Genomic DNA, 14964 nt, shown 5'->3' with positions numbered 1-14964 from the left:
GCCCAGTGGGGGTTGTAGGGTCAGTAATCGGGAATTCTGTTCTTCACTTCTCGTCCGGCTTCCGCGACTTCCTCGGTGGGGAAGGCAAGGCCGAGGGATCCCTGCACGACACCGGTCCGTCGACGGGCCCGTGTGATCCCGACTGCCGTGAGCCACGGCAAAGCCTCGTGACGCCGGTACGGGCGGAGGCGTGCCGGGCATGTTCGCCGGGGCCGTCAGGCGAAGACGTAGGTGCCGAGGCCCGAGGTGGTGGTGAGTCCGGGTTCGGTGAGGCAGGAGAGGAGGTCGAGGGTGAGCAGTTCGACGACGTGGGTGCTGGAGTCGCCGGTGAACTTGCCCCCGGTGACCGTCCCGGTCTCCGTCATGACCAGCGTGCCCAGGACGTAGGTGGCGGACCGGCTGTAGCTGATCGTGCTGGTCTCCCCGGTGTTCCAGGTGATGGTGTACGAGCCGCTGCCGGACGCCGCGAGGTCCGTGCACGATCGGTTGAGGCCGCGCACGGTCGCCCGCACGTACCCTCCCGTCACGGCAGGATCGGTGAGGGATGTGCACGACAGGACGTTGTGCACGTCGACGTCCACCGGTCGTGGTGCGGTCAGCAGACCGGGGGAGTAGGACACCGACTCGTCCTCCGTGCAGAGGAGGTCGACCGGTGCCGCGTGTGCGGGGGATGCCGGGAACAGCAGGGACGACACGATCAGCGCGGTCGTGACGAACAGACCTCGGATGCTCCGCACCGCTCGTACCCCCACGGTCGTGGCGGAGAAGGCGGCCTTCATCCAGGTGGTGTTCCGCGGACCGCCGGGGTGGTTTTCCGTTCCCGCCGTTGGCCGGTTCACAGGACGGCGGTGAAGGTGACGGTGCCGCTGACGCTGGTCAGGCCCTGTGGGGTGAGGCAGGCGGTGAGGTCGGTGGCGGGCAGGACCTTGGTCTGCACGACGGTCGCCCCCTGGAACAGTCCGTCGACGACGGTGCCGGTCAGCACGAGGACGGTGGTGCCGCCGGGCTTGAGGTTGACCTCGAAGCCGCCCTGGACGGTGCTGTGGTGACCGGTGTTCCAGTGGTAGGTCGAGGTGTTGGTGGTGGAGCCGGCCAGGCAGCTGAACGTACCGCTGACCAGCGAGGTGAAGGTCGCACCGGTGATCCCGGGGTGGCTGGGGGACACGCAGCCACCCAGTGTGCCGGTGGCGCTGAAGTCGATCTGCCTGGGCAGCAGGGTCATGCCGGGGGAGTAGGTGCCGACCTGGGTGCCCAGGGCGCAGTTGACGTCCACCACGGACGCCGAGGCGGGCACGTGGAAGAGTCCTGCGGTGCCGAGCAGCCCGCCGACAACGGCGACGATCAGTGAACGCAAGCGCATGATGATTCCCAATCCAGGAAAAGGTAGTGAACGGGTCGAGTTTCGCGACCAGCTCGTCCGTCCTCAATCGGCTGAACGGCTTGCGGTGCGACACTGTGTGTGGGTGCTGTCCGCCGCAGAACTGCGGAGTCGTTCAGCGTGCGGTTTCGCGGGAAAGGTTCGCCCGAGAGCTGGACGGGCGGCTGTACCTCGACATGCGGCTCGTCGACGGGCAGGACTTGGCCGCGCGGCTGCGCGGCGGCGGCCCGCTCGACCCGGGGGAGGCCGTGGGGATCGTCGAACAGGTCGCGCAGGCGCTCGGCGCCGCCCACGCGCAGAACTTGGTGCACCGGGATGTGAAGCCCTCCAATGTCCTCGTCGCCGATGCCGGGTTCGCGTATCTCGTGGACTTCGGGATCGCGCGGGCGCTGGACGCGACGACGGGGCTGACCGGGACCGGTGCCGCGATCGGCACGCTGGACTACATGGCGCCGGAGCGGTTCGGTGATGGCCCCACCGATTACCGGGTGGACGTCTACTCGCTGGCGTGTCTTCTCCACGAGTGCCTGACCGGCAGCAAGCCGTTCCCCGGCACCACCGCCGCGTCGCTGATCGGCGCGCACCTGAACCAGCCGCCGCCCTCGCTCGACGCGGTGCGACCCGGGCTGCCGCCCGGCCTGGACGCGGTCATCGCGAGGGGGATGGCGAAGAACCCGGCCGACCGCTTCGCGACCGCGGGCGAACTGGCCGCCGCCGCGCGGGCGGCGCTCGCCGGACATGCGCTGCCCGCCCGGCTGTCGCCGGTCGCGCCCCGGCCGACGTCGGTGCACGCGGTCGCACGGCCTCGGCGGACGCCGTGGCTGGTCGCGGCCGCGGCAGTCGTGCTGGCGACGGCCGCGGTGAGCGTGACGGTCAGCCTCGCCGGACGGTCAACGCCGGGGACCGCGACCAGCGCCGACGGGACGCGAACGGAGCGATCCACCCCGGCGAGCAGTGCCGAGACCACCACGTCGTCGGCGACAACAGCAGCGCCGCCGGCAACCTCACCACCGCCGGTCAGCGTGCCGCCGGTCGTTGCGGCGCCTCCCGGTGCGGACCTGGGGCTGGCCGAGCCGATGAGCGTGCCCGCCTGTGACGGTGCTTACGTCACGTTCGTCGGGGCAGCCGTCGAACCGGCGCGGTACCGCACCGACGTCCAGCGGCTCCTGTCCGACCACCCCGGCGCGCGGTACCTGCACTCGCCGACGACCGGGTGCGGCTCGCTGCGCCGGCAACTCGACGGGGCCGACATCTACGCGGTGTACTACGGCACCTTCGCCACCCAGGACGACGCGTGCGCGCAGCGCGCCGCCACCGGTGGGGACGCCTACGTGAAACGGCTCGACCACACGACCCCGCCGTCTCATCTGTTCACCTGCTGAGCACAGCGACTGTCGTAGGCTCGCGACGTAAGTGAGCGTGCGCGGATCCTGATGGTGGACGACGATGCGCGGAGCCGCGAACTATTGGAGAGCACACTGCGGTTCGCCGGGCTCGACGTCCCGGTGGCCGCGGCCGGGTGGGCGTGCCTCGACGCGGTCGCGGACGCCGACCCGGTCCTGCTCGACGTGATGCCGCCCCACCCGGATGGGGGCGAGTTGGTGCGGCTGCTGCGATCTCGGCTCGATCGGCCCACTCCAACCGCGGGCGGGACTGACCCGACGCGGCAGGGCGATTTTGTTCCGCAGCACCAGCAGCACCAGCAGCTCCACACGCCCCACGGTCATGCTCCTACGGCTGATTCTGTGCGATCACCGCAGCTCAGCGTCTCAGTGCAGAGCTCTGAAACCCCACAGGGCCCGGTCAGGCGAGCCTCCTCGACCCGCTGCCCGGTCGTCCGGACCGCGTTCCACCTCGGCAGGATCGCGACTGCACGGGTTCAACACAGGGGCTGTGCCCCCTCTCCGGCTGCGAAGGGTGTTCAGGGCCGGCGTGCGCGCGCTCCGGATCGCGAAACTAGGCTCGGACGGTGCACTGGGACCAACCTGAACTCGCCGAGCTGTGGCGGCTGGCCCGCGAGACCCTGGAGGGCGGCGGCCGGTCTGCGTTCAGCATTCGCGTCGAGGACGAGAAGACCGCCGCGGCGCTCACCGACCTGTTGCGCAAGCCGGTCGCGCACCCGGCCCGCCGGCAGGTCTCCCTGGCGCGTCTGGACGAGCACGTCCGTGCGCACGGCAGCACGCTGACCGAGGTGCTGGAAGCAGTGCACGGCAGGCCGATCGGCATGTCCACGGCCGAGGAGGCCTCGACGGCCGACGCCGTGCTGAAGTTCGCACTGCGTCAGCACAACCTGCTGCACGAACCGTGGGCCGCACCGTGGATCGCGCACGTGCGCCGGTACGGCAAGATCCCACAACCGGCGTTGCCGATGCTCGCCAACCAGGCGGCCTGGGTACTCGGCAAGCTCGGGCCGACGACGACCCGGTACGCCTTGGCCGGCAACGACCTCGACGACGGACGGCCGCTCACCCGGATCGTGGGCAAGGCGCTCGAACTCATGGGCACGACCTGGGAGCGGGCTGGAATCCTCAAGGACGCCTACAGCGACCCGGTGCTGACCTCCCAGGGCTACCTGACGCTGAACGACACCCTCGAAACCCCGGAGATCACCGTTGTCCGCAGCCCACGCCTGCTCGAATCCGGCGTGCCCGGCCCGTTGATGGTGCTCCCGAACGGCCTCACCGCACAGGCCAAGCACCACCTCGTCGGCAAGGCGGTCCGCTGCCACAACGACTTCACACCGGACGGCGTCCGCGCGACCAACGACATCCTCGCCTGGACCGGCGGCACGGCGTGGCGCATGTCGGCGAACGACTACCGCGAGGCCGTCACCACCCTGATCGCCCGCGGCGTCGAACTGCCGACGTTGAACAACGGTCCCGCGGAGGCCACCTGGGATCCCGACCTGGCCAAGACCATGACGACCACGGGCTTGATGGTCACCGAGGAGCACGTGCTGCCGTCACTCCTCTGACGGCGAACCGCTTCACCTCCCGCCACCTGCGCCCCCTGGATGATCTGCGCACGACCCTCCGCAGGTCAGCGACGTTCGGCGTCCTCGCGGCCTCGCTGCGCAGCAGCGCCGGCGGTGGTTGCAGTGGGCCGCGCAGCGGTCCAGCACGCGCGATCGTCGCAGCTCGGCATGCCAGTGCGGAGTCCTGACACCCACAGGTCCCCGGCCCGCTCGGCGGCAGCGGGCCGGGGAGGACGGGATCAGCTCGCCGGCACGGTGTCCACGTGCGCGACGCCCGACGAGCGGTAACCGGACACGCGCGACTGCACCTGCGCCGGGCTCAGCACCTGGTCCTTCGCGAAGTACACGTAGTCCACGTGCTGCTGGTACGCGCGGTCACCGGGGGCGCCGGCCAGGCCGCCCGCGATGAACCACAGGTTGAAGTTGATCGACATCGGCGTCTCCGGGTAGTACTTGTCGCCGTGGTCGGCGACCAGGGTCCCGTCGATGAAGTACTTCACCCGGCCGTTCGAGACCTGGAAGACCAGGTCGTGCCAGCCCGTGTAGCTCTGCCGCTGCTCGTTGTGGACGTTGTCCGCGAGCCACGGCTCGTTGCGGTAGGTCTCCCACGTCGTCTCGTACATGACGTTCGCGGGTTCGCCCCAGCCGCCGTTGGGCAGGTACTCGAAGTCGATCTCGCCGTAGTTCGGGTCGAGGTCGCTGTTCAGCGGCGTGATGGTGAAGAACGTCTGCACCACGTGGTCGCCGTCCGGCCCGTACACCGGGGTGTCGGAGAACTTCACCCGCGCCGCGTAGGTGCCCTCGAAGAACTTCCGCTGGTGGTACACCTCGGTCTGCCGCGCGGTGGAGCCGTTGTTGGACGACTCCAGGCGCATCGACTTCTGCCCGTCCACGGTCGGGAACGTCACCTGCGACGGCTCCCAGGTGGCGGGCACGCCGGGACCGCCGCCGCCGGAGCGCACGGTCCAGCCGCGCTGCGCGATCCGGGCGTCGGCGGACGAGGCGTAGTCGAAGTCGTCGAACAGCGCCGGACCGCTCGGGTTCGGCGGGTTCGTCGTCGTGGTCGTCGTGGTGGTGGTCGTCGACCCGGACGGGGGCGTGCCGTGGAGCAGGGTGCCGCCGCGGTGCACGGTGACGCGCGACCACGGCGAGTAGGAGCTCGACGCGCGGAACGAGTAGTCGTCGGTCTGCGTGATCTGCCCCCAGTTGGCGCGGTAGAACCGCAGCTGGAGGTCCCCGGAGTCGGCGCCCGGCGCGAGCGAGCCCGCCCCGGGCGTGAAGCCGACCTCCAGGTACCGGTCGGCCGCGCCGCCGGTGAGCGTGCCGAACGCGCCGGTCACGTTGCCGCAGCCGCGCACGGCCCACGAGCAGGCGAACCGGTAGCCCACGTCGGGCGTCTCGCTCTTGAAGTAGTAGCGGACCTTCAGGTCGGCCAGCGGCACGGTGGTCGACCCGGCGTTGACCAGCTTCAGCCAGGGCTCGACCTGGTCGGTGGTGTTCCCGGACGCGCTGGTCCGGTACTGGGCGGTGACCACGTCGGCGGCCATCGCGGTGGGCGCGGTCACCAGGGCGGCGACCGCCACGGCGGCCGAGCCCACGGCGGCGATAACGCGTGCGGACAAGGTGGTTCTCCTCTGGTCAGCAGGGTGGGACAGGGGAGCGGGCTTCGTCCTGGCTGGTGACCTCCTCCCGGGTGGTCGGCGGCCGACGGGTGTCCAGGGGGCGGTGCGGCACCGCGAGCGCCGTCAGGCGACCGCCGTGGGCGCGCATCCGGTCGGTGAAGTCGGTCCACGAGGGGCGCTGCGACCACAGCGCGTCGGCGAGCGCCGCGAGCCGGGGGAACGCCAGCCGCTCCAGGTCGTGCGGGGTCGGCGCGTACTCGGTCCACAGCGCGCACTGGGCGCCGAGCACCCCGGCGGGCAGCGGCAGGTGGTAGACGTCGTGCGCGGTGACCACCAGGCCCGGCTGCCCGGCCGGCTCGTCGGGGTCGGAGGTCTGCGGGTAGTCGAGGTAGGTCGAGCGGTGCGGCGCCATCACGACCTGGTGGCCCCGGTCGAGGGCGGAGCGGGCGTCCCCGGCGTCGCGCCACGGCATGACCAGCACGCGCGGGTCGCCGACCTGCTCCCACGACACCGGCACCCGGCCGCGCGCCACCAGGTGGTCGGCCATCGCGCGCAGGAACCAGCCGTGCAGGTCGCGCGGCCCGGCCAGGCCCTCGCGCGCGACCCGGTCCGCCGCGCCCGCGCCGGTCTCCCACTCGGTGGTGGGGCACTCGTCGCCGCCCAGGTGCACGTGCCGGCCGGGGAAGACCTCCAGCACCTCGTCGAGCACGTCCCGGCAGAACCCCAGCGTCGCGTCGCCCACCCCGAACACCGCGTCGCTCACGCCCCACCGGGTCCACACCGGCAGCCGGCGGTCCGGGTGGTTGCCCAGGTGCGGGTAGGCGGCGAGCGCGGCGCGGGCGTGGCCGGGCATCTCGATCTCCGGCACGACCCGCACCCCGCGCTCCCCGGCGTAGGCGACGAGGCCCTCCAGCTCGGCGCGCGCGTACGCGCCGCCGTGCGGCACGCCGTCGCCCGCCGTCTCGGCCCGCCGCCCGCCGACCTCGGTCAGCAGCGGGTAGCGCGGCACGGGCATCCGCCAGCCCTGGTCGTCGGTCAGGTGCAGGTGCAGGACGTTGAGCTTGTGCAGCGCCAGCAGGTCGACGAACCGGCGCAGCACCGGCACCGGCTGGAAGTGCCGCGCCACGTCCAGCAGCACGCCCCGCCACGGCAGCCGGGGCGTGTCCCGCACGTCGACGCCGGGCAGCGCCCACTCCACCCCGGACACCGGGCGCGACCCGAGCGCCGGGGCCGGCAGCAGCTGCCGGATGGTCTGCACGCCGTGCGCCAGGCCCTGCCGGGTGGCCGCGCGCAGCACCACGGCGTGCTCGTCCACGGTCAGCGCGTAGCCCTCGTCGCCGAGCCCGACGAGCCGCTCGTCCAGCGCGAACACCACCCGCCCGTCCTCGCGCAGCGGCAGCGGCAGGCCGGTCGCGGGGCGCAGCAGGTGCCGCAGCAGCCGGGCCGCGCCCTCCGCGCCGGGCGTGGCGCGGATCGCGGTGCTCCCGTCGAGCGCGAACCGGCCGCGCCGGCGGACCAGCCGCGTGGGTCGTGGGACGATCACGAGCGGAACCCCCTGGTTGATCAGCCCTTGACCGCGCCACCGGTGATGCCGGTGGTGACGCGGCCCTGGAGGACGAGGAAGACCAGCAGCACCGGGAGCATGAACAGCGTCGAGGCGGCCATGGTCGCGCCCCAGTCGGTGCCGAAGGTGTTGCTGAACGAGGACAGCCAGACCGGCAGCGTGCGGTCGTCCTGGTCCTTGATGATCAGCACGTTGGCGAAGGCGAACTCGTTCCACGCGGTGATGAACCCGAACAGCGAGGTCGCCAGCAGGCCCGGCGCGAGCAGCGGGAACACCACCCGCCGGAACGCCTGCGCCCGCGAGCACCCGTCCACCAGGGCGGCCTCCTCCAGGTCCACCGGGATGGCGGCGAGGAACCCGCGCAGCGTCACGATCGTGAACGGCAGCGTGATCATGAAGTAGACGAGCGTGAGGACCCAGAGCGTGTCGAGCACCCCGGTGTCGCGGGCGATGACGTAGACCGGGATGAGCAGCGCCTCCCACGGCGTCATCTGCGCGACGAACACCATGAGGACGAACCCGCGCCGCCCCCGCCAGCGCAGCCGCGCCACCGCGAACGCCGCGAGCAGCGCCACGACGAGCGCCAGCGCCACCGCGCCGCCCGCCACGACGAGGCTGTTGCGCCAGAACGACCAGAAGCCGCGCGCCGCCACCGCCGTGCCGAAGTGCTCGAACGTCAGCGACAGCGGCAGGAACGTCGGCGTCGCCGCCTGGATGTCCTTCGCGGGCTTGAACGCGGTCAGCACCATCCAGTACACCGGGAACACCGACACGGTGAACACGACCAGCGCGGCCACCGCCCGCAGCACCCGCCCCGTCACGATGACCCCTCCTGCCGGTAGAGCTGCCGGAAGTAGGCCAGCAGGACGAGCACCAGCAGCACGACCATGAGCATCGACACCGCCGCGCCGAGGTCGTAGCGCTGCAACGACTGCGCCACCTGGAACGCGTACACCGGCAGCGTCGTCGTGGCCCGACCCGGGCCGCCCTGGCTGATGACCCAGATCTGCACGAACGCCTTCGCCACCCAGATCACCTCCAGGCACATGATCAGGCCGAACATGGCCCGCAGCACCGGGAAGGTGATCCTGGTGAACACCCGCCACGCGCCCGCGCCGTCGATCCGGGCGGCCTCGTACAGCTCGACCGGCACGGTCACCATCGCCGCGTACAGCGACAGCGCGGCGAACGGCACCGACTGCCACACGACCAGCACCACCAGGATCGCGAACGTCGCGGGCCCGTCGGCGAACCACGCGTAGTCGCGGTAGGACTCGAAGCCCAGCTCCACCAGCGCCCAGTTCACGACGCCCAGCCGGGACTGGAACAGCCACTGGAACACCGTGGTCGCCGCGATCACCGGGGTCGCCCACACCAGCACCAGCCCGGACATCACCAGCAGCCGCAGCCACCGGCCGAGCCGCACCAGCAGCAGCGCCACCAGCGTGGACAGCAGCATGATCAGCACGACGTTGACCGCGGTGAACAGCAGCGTGCGCCGCACGACGCCCCAGAACTCGGGGTCGGTGAGCACCTTCGCGTAGTTCGCCAGGCCCACGAACCGGGCCTCGCCGCGCACCAGCTGCGGCAGGCCGAACTCCTGCACGGACATCACCACGTTGCGCGCCAACGGGTAGAGCAGCAGGTAGGCGGTGGCCGCCAGGGTCGGCGAGATCAGCAGGTAGGGCCACCAGGACCGGCGGCGGCGCGGGGGAGGGGCGGCGCGCGGCGGGTCGTCCACCGGCCGCGCCGACGTCGTCGTCACGTCCCCGAGTTGAGCGCCTGGGTGATCACCCGGTCGGCCTCGGCCGCGGCGCCGGCCGGGTCGGCGCCGGTCAGCACCTCCGTCAGGAACTCCTTGACCGGGTTGCGCGCCTCGACGGCGGCCCAGTTCGGCGAGTTCGGCGTGGCGTGCCCGTTGACCGCGCCCGCCGCCATCGCCGCCGCGCCCGGGTCGTCGCCGACGGCGCCGGCCAGGCTCGTCCGGTTCGGCACGTAGTTCATCGCCCTGGCCAGCTCGACCTGCCACTTCTCCCCGGCCAGCGCCTTGACCACCTCGTAGGCGCCCTCCTGGCGCGGCGAGGCCAGCGGGATGATCAGGTCGGAGCCGCCGGTGAACACCGCGCCGGGCTCGTCGGCGGTCTTGCCGGGGATCGGGAAGAACCCGAGCTTGCCCGCCAGCGCCGGGTTGGCCTTCTCGACGAGCTTCGCCGCGCCGGGCACCGCGATGAACTGCGCGACCTGCCCGGCGGCCACCACGTCGGTCTGCTGCGGCTTGGCCTCGTCGGAGTCCTTGGGACCGTCGCCCAGCGCCTGGAGCCGCTGGTAGAACTCCGCGCCCGCCAGCGCCTCCGGCGTGTTCAGCGAACCGGCCCACCGGTCGCCCGACTTCTCGGCCAGGTCGCCGCCCTCGTCCCAGACGAACCCGGACAGCACGTACCAGTTCTGGCCGGGCAGGTAGATGCCCTGCACGTCGCCCTCGTCGAGGCGGTCGGTCGCGGCCAGCCACTCGTCGCGGGTCTTCGGCGGCGTCACGCCCGCGGCCTCGAAGAGGTCCTTGCGGTAGACGACGACGCGGTTGGCCGCGTACCAGGGGATGCCGAACTGCCTGCCGTCCACCGCGCCCGGCTCGGCCAGGCCGGGCACCCAGTCGTCGCCGCCCAGCTCGGCCTTCTTCGCGGACAGGTCGGTCACGCCGTCGCTGGCCGCGTACTGGGCGACCTGGGTGTTGCCGACCTCGATCACGTCGGGTGGGTCGGTGCTGGCCAGCGCGCTGGTCACCTTCTGCGCGATGCCGTTCCACTCCTGGACCTGCACCCGCAGGTCCAGCCCGGGGTGGTCGCGCTCGAACTCGGTCTCGAAGCGGCTCGCGAAGTCCTCGGTGGTCGAGTCCTTCATCAGCCAGACGGTGATCGCCTCCTCGCCGCCGTCCCCGGCGTCGGTTCCGCAGGCGGTCAGGGCCAGTCCCAGTGCGAGGACCACGGCGACGGGGCGGTGCGACACGTCTCACCTCTCAGCTGACCAATTGGTAACCTTCGGTGGAGCGTGTCGAAGATGGCATAGACCAATCTCGCCGTCAACACCCACGTCAACACCGTGAGAGCGCTTCCATGTTTGACGAAGTGGTCACTGACCACTGGTCTGACATACTGGGCCCGACGCGGCGGACGAAGCGAGGCGGCATGGCCGAACCGATCCTCAAGCGCGAACGGGTGCGCGACTACCTGCTGGAGCTGATCGAGACGCACCCGCCCGGCGCGCCCATCCCCGCCGAGCGCGTGCTGTGCGCGCAGCTCTCCGTCTCCCGGCCCACCCTGCGCTCCGCGGTCGACGAACTGGTCAACACCGGCCTGCTCGTCCGCCAGCACGGCCGCGGCACGTTCGTCGCACCCGCCAAGATCACCCAGGAACTGGTGTCCGGGGACCGCGCCATGACGCTGCCGCAGGCGGGCGGCGCGTGGACCAGCCGCGTCCTGGAGCACGCCCGCGTCCCGGCCGGCGCGCGCGTGGGCCGCAAGCTGCGCGTGTCACCGGCCGCCGAGGTCAACTACACCGCCCGGCTGCGCCTGGTCGACGGGCAGCCCATGGCGATCGAGTACCTGCACGTGCCGGTCGCCGTCGCGCCCGGCCTCACCCAGGAGGACATGGAGTCCGGCAACTTCTACGACCGGCTGGCCGACCACGGCGTCCACGTCGGCGACGCCGTGCAGTCGATCGAGCCGACCGTCACCAACGACTCGGAGGCCGAGCTGCTCGGCGTGCCCGTCTTCGCGCCGGCCCTGCTGTTCGAGCGCCTCACCAACGACACCACCGGCCGCCCCGTGGAGTACGTGCACTCGCTGTACCGGGGCGACCGCTACCGCATCGTCTCCCGCCTGTCGCTGGGCCGCACCGCGCCCGGCGCGCGGGCCGACCACTACCCGGGCATCCCGCCCGGCTCCGCCAGGACCGTCCGCTCGGCCACCACGGGCGACGTCCAGTAGGTCGGCGCGGCGCGTGACCCCGGACCTCGCCGGCGACGCCTCGAAGGGGGTGATCCGGGTCCGTCCGGGTCGTGGTGCGGCCGACGCCTTGAACCCGCGGTGAGCCCGCTGCCACGGTGGGTGCATGACTTACGCACTCGACCTCACCGGCCGCGACGTCCAGGGGGAGGCGGCCCGGTTGCGCGAACTCGGCCCGGCGACCCGCGTGGAGTTACCCGGCGGCCTCATCGCGTGGTCCGTCACCGGCATCGACGTGCTGCGCCGCCTGCTCAACGACCCCCGGGTCTCCAAGGACGCCCGGCGGCATTGGGCGGCCTGGGCGGCGGGCGAGGTGCCCGAGGACTGGCCGCTGCACCTCTGGGTGTCGGTGCGCAACATGTTCAACGCCTCCGGCGACGACCACCGCAGGCTGCGCTCGCTGGTGTCCAAGGCGTTCACCCCGCGGCGGGTCGACGCGCTGCGGCCCGAGGTGGAGCGGATCGCGACCCGGCTGCTGGACGCGCTCGACGCCGGCGGGGACACCGCCGACCTGCGCGCCGCCTACGCCAACCCGCTGCCGATCGAGGTGATCTGCCTGCTGCTGGGCATCCCCGAGGAGACGCGGCCGGAGCTGCGCGCCCTCGTGGACGCCGTCTTCGACACCACGCTGACGCCGGAGCGGGCGGTGGCCAACCGGGAGCGGCTCTACCGCACGCTGGGCGAGCTGGTCGCGAGCAAGCGCGCCGACCCCGGCGACGACCTGACCAGCGGGTTGATCTCGGCGCACGACGAGGACGAGGGGAGCCTGAGCGCGACCGAGCTGGTCGACACCCTGATCCTGCTGATCTCCGCCGGCTACGAGACGACGGTGAACCTGCTCGACCACGCCGTGGCCGCGCTGCTCGCGCACCCCGACCAGCTCGCGCTGGTGCTGTCCGGCGACCGCGGCTGGGGCGACGTCGTGGACGAGACGCTGCGCTGGCAGGCCCCGGTGGCGAGCCTGCCGCTGCGCTACGCGGTGGAGGACGTGACCGTCGGCGACGTGACGATCCGGCGCGGGGAGGCGATCCTGGCCGCCTACGCCGGCGCGGGCCGCGACCCGGGGTACCACGGGCCGACCGCCGACGAGTACGACCTGACCCGCGCGGACAAGGCGCACCTGGCGTTCGGGCACGGGGCGCACTACTGCCTCGGCGCGCCGCTGGCCCGGTTGGAGGCGGAGGTGGCGCTGCCCGCGCTGTTCGCGCGGTTTCCGGACCTCGCGCTCACCACGCCGGCGGCGGAGCTGCGCCCGGTGCGCTCGTTCATCTCCAACGGCCACCTGGAGCTGCCCGTCCGCCTGCGCTGACCCGTCCGCCGCGCCGGCCCGGTTGCCTGCGCTGAGCCGTCCGCCGACTTGCCGGGAGTGGCCCGGGTCACTACCGTCCCGATAAAGTGAATCCGTTTCGCATACGTCGGGGAGTGGGAATGCGGAGCTCTCGCCGGTCGCTGGTGTCCTGCGCGCTGGTCGGCGCCCTGGTCGTGGTCGGGCTGCCCGCCGCCGGCGCGCAGCCCGCCCCGGCCGCGCCCTACCTGGTCGGGCGCGGCATCTCGGACGTCACCGGGCCCGCCGCCGAGAACGGCATGATGGGCTACTCGTCGTTCGAGCAGAAGACCACCGGCATCCACCAGCGGCAGCGGTCCCGCGCGTTCGTCGTGGTGGACCAGGCCACCGGCAAGCGCGTCGCCTACGTCAACGCCGACCTGGCGATGGTCTTCCGCTCGGTGCAGGAAGCCGTGCTCTCCCGGCTCCAGGCCCGCTACGGCGGCACGTACACGCGGGAGAACCTGCTGCTGTCCGCCACCCACACGCACGCGGGGCCCGGCGGCTACTCGCACAACCTCGCCTACAACCTGTCCGTCCTCGGCCTCCAGCCGCAGACGCTGAACGCCATCGCCGACGGCATCACCGAGTCCGTCGTCGAGGCGCACGAGGACCTCAGGCCCGGCGACATCACGCTGGGGCGGGGGCAGCTGACCGACGCCAGCGTGAACCGCTCGCGCACCGCGTTCGAGCGCAACCCGGCCGTCGACAAGGCGCACTTCCCGAACGCCATCGACCCGTCGATGACCGTGCTCAGGTTCCGCCAGGGCAGCACCGACGTCGGCGCGATCAGCTGGTTCGCCACCCACAACACGTCGATGACGAACGAGAACACCCTGATCAGCCCGGACAACAAGGGCTACGCCTCCTACCAGTGGGAGCACGACGACGCGGGCGTGCGCTACCTCGACGACCGGCCCGGGTTCGTCGCCGCGTTCCCCAACACCAACGCCGGCGACATGTCGCCCAACCTGAACCTGCGGCCCGGCTCCGGCCCCACCGAGGACGAGGTCGAGAACACCCGGATCATCGGCGAGCGGCAGAACCGCGAGGCCCAGCGCGTGTTCGCCGGGCCCGGCACCGCCGTCACCGGGTCGGTGGACTCGCGGATGCGGTTCGTGGACATGTCGTCGGTCGCCGTGGACGGCCGGTTCACCACCGACGGCCGCCCCGGCACGACCTGCTCCGGCGTGGTCGGCGCCTCCACCCTGGCGGGCAGCGTGGAGGACGGCCCGGCGATCCCGCTGTTCCACGAGGGCATGACCAGCCCGTGGAAGGCGCTGTTCGAGCCGTTGCAGGTCGAGGTGCCGCAGTGGCTGAAGGACTGCCAGTACCCCAAGGCGTCGCTGGTGCCGACCGGTCTGATCGGCGCGACCCCGGACGTGGTGCCGCTCCAGGTCGTCAAGATCGGTCCGCTGCACCTGGTCGCGGTGCCCGGCGAGGTCACGGTCGTGGCCGGCCTGCGCATCCGGCAGGCGGTGGCGGCGGAGGCGGGCGTGCCGCTGGGGGACGTGCTCGTGCAGGGCTACGCCAACGACTACGCCCAGTACGTGACCACCCCGGAGGAGTACGACCTCCAGCAGTACGAGGGCGGCTCGACCCTGTTCGGCCGCAACACCCTGCCCGCCTACGAGCAGGAGTTCGGCAAGCTCGCCGCGGCGCTGCGCACCGGCGCGCCCGTGCCTGCCGGCCCGACGCCCGGCACGCCGCCGTTCACCGGCGTCAACCTCCAGACCGGCGTGGTGTTCGACGACAAGCCGATCGGCACGTCGTTCGGCCAGGTGCGCACCGAACCCGCCGCCTCCTACACCCGGGGCCAGACGGCCACGGCGGTCTTCGTCACCGGCCACCCGAAGAACGACCTGCACCGCAACGGCACGTTCCTGGAGGTCCAGCGCCTCGTGGACGGCCGCTGGACCCGGCACGCCGACGACGGCGACTGGTCCACCCGCTACCGGTGGCAGCGCGAGGGCGTCGCGAACTCGACCGCGACGGTCACCTGGGCCATCCCGGCGGACACCCCGGCCGGCACGTACCGCATCCTCCACCACGGTGACTGGAAGAGCGGCTGGACCGGCGCGGTCACCGGGTTCACCGGCAC

Annotated in this window: 13 protein-coding genes; 5 read left to right on the top strand and 8 right to left on the bottom strand. The window is 72.1% G+C overall.

Translation table 11 applies throughout. The annotated features are described in order from the left end of the window. Positions 1-215: 215 nt before the first annotated feature. Positions 216-737 (bottom strand): hypothetical protein, encoded by a 522-nt coding sequence (locus ACR807_RS15555; protein WP_438922024.1) that lies wholly within the window; start codon positions 735-737, stop codon positions 216-218. Positions 738-835: 98 nt separating this feature from the next. Continuing rightward, the gene (locus ACR807_RS15550) at positions 836-1360 is read right to left on the bottom strand and encodes a hypothetical protein (RefSeq protein ID WP_438922023.1); all 525 of its coding nucleotides are present in this window, start codon (positions 1358-1360) and stop codon (positions 836-838) included. A gap of 26 nt (positions 1361-1386) precedes the next feature. Between ACR807_RS15550 and ACR807_RS15545 the strand changes: the two genes are divergently transcribed. After that, a complete protein-coding gene (locus tag ACR807_RS15545; protein ID WP_438922022.1) occupies positions 1387-2760 on the top strand; it encodes a serine/threonine-protein kinase in 1374 nt (457 codons plus the stop codon). A gap of 81 nt (positions 2761-2841) precedes the next feature. Here ACR807_RS15545 and ACR807_RS15540 read toward each other — a convergent pair whose 3' ends face one another. Continuing rightward, entirely contained in the window at positions 2842-3090 is a 249-nt protein-coding gene (locus ACR807_RS15540) for a hypothetical protein (RefSeq protein WP_438922021.1), read from the bottom strand. Between the two features lie 257 nt (positions 3091-3347). Here ACR807_RS15540 and ACR807_RS15535 point away from each other — a divergent pair, with 257 nt between their 5' ends. Then, positions 3348-4352: a TIGR02679 domain-containing protein gene (locus tag ACR807_RS15535; protein WP_438922020.1), complete on the top strand. Its 1005-nt coding sequence runs from the start codon at positions 3348-3350 to the stop codon at positions 4350-4352. A gap of 239 nt (positions 4353-4591) precedes the next feature. Here ACR807_RS15535 and ACR807_RS15530 read toward each other — a convergent pair whose 3' ends face one another. From ACR807_RS15530 to ACR807_RS15510, 5 genes are read right to left on the bottom strand one after another with little or no spacing between them, the layout of a single operon-like run. Then, positions 4592-5974 (bottom strand): cellulose binding domain-containing protein, encoded by a 1383-nt coding sequence (locus tag ACR807_RS15530; protein ID WP_438922019.1) that lies wholly within the window; start codon positions 5972-5974, stop codon positions 4592-4594. Positions 5975-5990: 16 nt separating this feature from the next. Continuing rightward, a complete protein-coding gene (locus ACR807_RS15525; RefSeq protein ID WP_438922018.1) occupies positions 5991-7517 on the bottom strand; it encodes a beta-N-acetylhexosaminidase in 1527 nt (508 codons plus the stop codon). Between the two features lie 20 nt (positions 7518-7537). Continuing rightward, positions 7538-8359, bottom strand: coding sequence for a carbohydrate ABC transporter permease (locus ACR807_RS15520; RefSeq protein ID WP_438922017.1), 822 nt, complete (start codon positions 8357-8359; stop codon positions 7538-7540). Next, positions 8356-9303, bottom strand: coding sequence for a carbohydrate ABC transporter permease (locus ACR807_RS15515; RefSeq protein WP_438922016.1), 948 nt, complete (start codon positions 9301-9303; stop codon positions 8356-8358). The genes ACR807_RS15520 and ACR807_RS15515 overlap by 4 nt, the downstream gene beginning before the upstream one ends. Continuing rightward, entirely contained in the window at positions 9300-10541 is a 1242-nt protein-coding gene (locus tag ACR807_RS15510) for an extracellular solute-binding protein (RefSeq protein ID WP_438922015.1), read from the bottom strand. The genes ACR807_RS15515 and ACR807_RS15510 overlap by 4 nt, the downstream gene beginning before the upstream one ends. Before the next feature lie 179 nt (positions 10542-10720). On the opposite strand from ACR807_RS15510, the gene ACR807_RS15505 reads away from it, so the two are divergent. The 3 genes from ACR807_RS15505 to ACR807_RS15495 all read left to right on the top strand — a co-directional run. Continuing rightward, positions 10721-11521: a GntR family transcriptional regulator gene (locus ACR807_RS15505; RefSeq protein ID WP_438922014.1), complete on the top strand. Its 801-nt coding sequence runs from the start codon at positions 10721-10723 to the stop codon at positions 11519-11521. 124 nt (positions 11522-11645) lie between these two features. Beyond that, on the top strand, positions 11646-12848 hold the full coding sequence (locus ACR807_RS15500) for a cytochrome P450 family protein (RefSeq protein ID WP_438922013.1): 1203 nt from the start codon (positions 11646-11648) through the stop codon (positions 12846-12848). A 119-nt stretch (positions 12849-12967) separates the two neighbouring features. Continuing rightward, a partial coding sequence (locus ACR807_RS15495; RefSeq protein WP_438922012.1) for a neutral/alkaline ceramidase occupies positions 12968-14964 on the top strand: 1997 nt, incomplete at its 3' end.

This window comes from Saccharothrix sabaoui (genome assembly GCF_051756985.1).
Lineage (GTDB): Bacteria > Actinomycetota > Actinomycetes > Mycobacteriales > Pseudonocardiaceae > Actinosynnema.
Note: the sequence above shows the minus strand (reverse complement) of the source record. Positions and strands in the feature narration are given on the sequence as shown.